Annotated in this window: 1 protein-coding gene and 4 pseudogenes; 2 read left to right on the top strand and 3 right to left on the bottom strand. The window is 62.9% G+C overall.

Translation table 11 applies throughout. The features are described from left to right. Positions 1–1,006, bottom strand: a pseudogene (locus GOAMI_RS23710) (IS3 family transposase); the annotation flags it as partial. Between the two features lie 72 nt (positions 1,007–1,078). Here GOAMI_RS23710 and GOAMI_RS23855 point away from each other — a divergent pair. After that, positions 1,079–1,267, top strand: a pseudogene (locus tag GOAMI_RS23855) (ATP-binding protein); the annotation flags it as partial. 67 nt (positions 1,268–1,334) lie between these two features. Here GOAMI_RS23855 and GOAMI_RS23705 read toward each other — a convergent pair. Together GOAMI_RS23705 and GOAMI_RS23700 are read right to left on the bottom strand one after the other, a co-directional pair. Next, positions 1,335–1,604 (bottom strand): annotated as a pseudogene (locus GOAMI_RS23705) (transposase); the annotation flags it as partial. Positions 1,605–1,649: 45 nt separating this feature from the next. Further along, positions 1,650–1,799, bottom strand: a pseudogene (locus tag GOAMI_RS23700) (2Fe-2S iron-sulfur cluster-binding protein); the annotation flags it as partial. 76 nt (positions 1,800–1,875) lie between these two features. Between GOAMI_RS23700 and GOAMI_RS22145 the strand changes: the two are divergent. Then, positions 1,876–2,976 (top strand): helix-turn-helix domain-containing protein, encoded by a 1,101-nt coding sequence (locus GOAMI_RS22145; RefSeq protein WP_210738472.1) that lies wholly within the window; start codon positions 1,876–1,878, stop codon positions 2,974–2,976. The last annotated feature ends 469 nt before the right edge of the window (positions 2,977–3,445 follow it).

The raw sequence follows: 3,445 nt of genomic DNA, 5'->3' as shown, positions 1-3,445 counted from the left end.
TAGACTGGACAACGCCCAGTGCTGCGCAGAGTATCGCGAAATCCTTTGAAGTGTACTGGGCGCGTTCAATCGGTCGATGCAACACCGTGGAACACTGCACCGGTCAGGCCCTTGCGCAGCGCCGCAGCGGCTTTGAGGGCGTCTTCGACCAGTTCGGTGCGCATATGATCGGCGATCGCCCACCCCGCGACCCGGCCGGAGAAGCAGTCGATCACCGTCGCCAGATACAGATTCGACCCGGTGGCCAACGGCAGATAGGTGATGTCGCCGACATACTTAACGTTCGGTGCCGCGGCGGTGAAATCCCGTTTCAGCAAGTCCGGGACCTTCTGGTTCGCTGGATCCGGCGTGGTGGTCTTGACCCGCCGTCGCCGCCGGTAGCCGGCGATCCCGGCGCTGCGCATCACCCGGGCCACCCGCTTGTGGTTGACCCGCTCACCTTCGGGAGCACCGTCGTTGAGTTCAGCGGTGATCCGCGGCGCCCCGTAGGTGTTGTCTTCGTCGTGCACGGTGCGGATCCGGGCTTCCAGCTCCTGGTCAGCGGCGATGCGGGCAGCTCGGCCGTCGGCGCCGGCCAGCCAGGCATAAAACGACGATCGCGCGACCTCGACGATCGCGCATAGCCACTTCACCGGGTAGGCGTCGCAGTGGTCGGCGACGAACTGAAAGAGGCTCACCAGTTCGTCTCCCCGGCGAAATATTTGGCCGCCGACCGCAGGATGTCACGCTCGGTGGCCAACCGAGTCTTGTCAGCCCGCAACGCCTGGTTCTCGGCCCGTAGCCGGGCCAGCTCCTGGTCAGGGCTCTCGACACCCGCTGGGGCTGCACCCGCCGCAGTCGGGTTGCGGTGCCGGATCGGCACACCAGCGCTCTTACACCACGCCGACAGCGTCACCCCAGAGATGCCGAGTTCATCGGCAATCTGCGTGATCGTTGCGCCCTCGGTGTCTCGGTACAGCTCTACCGCGTCCCGTTTGAACTCGTCGGGATAACTCTTCCTTGCCATCGGTGTCGATCATCTCGCTTCCCCCGCCAATCTTGCGGGATTCAGCGTGTCCAACACCCGGGGTCAGGGTCCTCCTCCATCGTCACATCCAACCGAGAACCCGCCGTATGGCTCACCATGACCGCCGACGCGCTACTGGCCCAATCGGCCATCGACCGACTCACCTCACGCGCGCACACCCTCGTCATCGAAGGCCCCTCCTACCGCCAACGACACCGACCCGGACTTGACCGACCCAACCCCGCAGAGCATCCTCAATAACGCGCCAAGGTGGTCCCATCCTCGTGGCAATCCAGGCGGTCCCATAGCAGTGGCAAATGACAGTCTGCTTCAAAATCGTGTTCGCTCGCCGCAGCTCACGGTTCTCCCGTTCCAGCTGCGCGATGCGTTCGGCGTCGCTGCTTGTGGTACCCGGCCGCACGCCACCATCGACCTCGGCCTGCTTGACCCACGTCCGCAGCGCTTCAGGATGCACGCCGAGTTGCTCAGCGATCCGTTTGAGCGCACCCGGCCGCGTAGCCGAGTCCTGACGGGCTTCCACCGCCATCCGCGTTGCCCGCTCCTTCAGCTCAACGCTGTACTTCCGAGGTGCTGCCATGCTCTCTATCCTTCCCAGGTTCGAGAGCCTCCGACAAACCCGGCCAATGACATGGCAGGTACCGCAGGCCGCCTCACCGCCGCAATCCCCGCCGATTCCCGGAACCGCCTCGTCCACTGCGGTTTGCATCAATGACTTGCCAGGCGTCAGCGTGGCGGGACAGTTGTCTCCGTTATGGGTGATATGGGGTGATATGGGTGATCGTGGCCATGGCCGCCTCCTTGATCGTGAGTGCTTCCTCGAGTCTGGACGCATCGGGTTCACCCAATCCATGGCCCAACGTCGCAATGAGTTGCTAAATTGGCTCACTGTGATCCCTCCTGTTGAACCTGGGGTGCCCCCCTTGGCGTTCGCGCAGCTTCTCGACTGCGGTGCGCTGGGGGAGGAGGAGACCCGAGCGTTCAGCCGAATCATGATCAGGGAGCAGGTCGACCTCAGATCACTAATACAGCGAGAGGCGCAAGTGCCGGTGCGGTGGTTTCGTGAGGTCTACCCAAATATGGGACCCCGCGACGGGTTTCGGCTGGGTGTCGCGTTCGCCAAACACGCCCAGCTAACTTCTTTCGGCCCACTGAGCCTGCCGCTGGTCAGCGCTGGGTCTGTCGCTGAAATCGTTGAGCTGCTTCGATTCCTGCCCTTGATCACAACCGCGCTGAGCGCAGATTTTCACCATGGCGACACTGGTCTGACCATCACTCTTGCTGGGCGCACCGACAGCGCCGGTACTGACTGCTTCGCCGTCACCTACGGGGGCCTGGCCGTACTACGCCTGGTGGAGATACTTGCCGGTGCTGTCCCATCGGTGGAATTACACCTGACCTGCCCAGCACCGACCGCGCCGCCAAACGAAGGGGACGTCGCGCACCGGCTTGTCTTTGATGCACCGGGATCGTTCGTGCAGATTCCGGCTCACGTGCTCCATGAGGTGTGCCGCTTCTCAGACCCCGTTGCCTACCGGGTCGGTATCGCTGAAATGCGACGTATTTTCAACCAGCGGCACAATAGCCCATATACGCAGCTCGTCCGCGCTCAGTTCGAGACAGGCCCTGCTCGAATCGACGGCAATCAGATCGCCAGAGAGCTAGCGATCTCAGTGAGTACGCTCAAGCGCCACCTCCAGGCCGAAGGCACCACATTGCGTCGCCTGCGGCAGGAGTTCATGAGGGAGCGTGCCATCGTCCGTCTCTTGGATCCCGGAGTAGGAGTTGGTCAAATCGCTGCCGAACTGGGGTACTGCGATGTTGCGAGCTTCTCCCACGCGTTCACACGTTGGGTCGGCTGCTCTCCGTCGCACTTCCGACACACCCGTGCGGGTCAACAACGTCGACAATCGGCAGCCCCTGATGTTGTCAGTCCTGGCGTAGAAAATTGACAAAGAAGCTGTCAACAATGGACGAATCTGCATATCGCTGGAAGTGCGCCAAATCCACTTTCGCGAACTCGCCAACAGCAGAGAAGAAGACCTGTTGCTCGATCGTCCCGGTCGCTTCGGATGCGTAGCAGGTGATCGGTGCTCTCAACTAATCACGCGGTGAGCCGCACAGGTACGTGCAAAGGCACCGGCCGACGGTACCTGACGGTAAGTGTGCGGGTGACCGCGGGGGTGCCGGCGGGCATCGAGCGGCAGAGGAACCGACGGGATCGCTCACCGACTGAAGGGCGTGGGCCTGAGTCGAGGATCTGACAGGTCTAGCGGTCGAGATAGAGGCGTGCTGCGTGGCGTTTGGCGGCGGCTTGGTGTTCTTCGGCTGCGCGGAGCGTGTCGCGGAGGGTTGCGAGGGCTTCGGTGATGCTGGCGATGGCTTCGGCGGGTGTGGTGGGGGCGCCGAGGGTGTCGACGG

Origin of the sequence: Gordonia amicalis NBRC 100051 = JCM 11271 (assembly GCF_000332995.1) — a bacterium.
Lineage (GTDB): Bacteria > Actinomycetota > Actinomycetes > Mycobacteriales > Mycobacteriaceae > Gordonia > Gordonia amicalis.
This window is presented reverse-complemented; position numbering and strand designations above follow the sequence as displayed.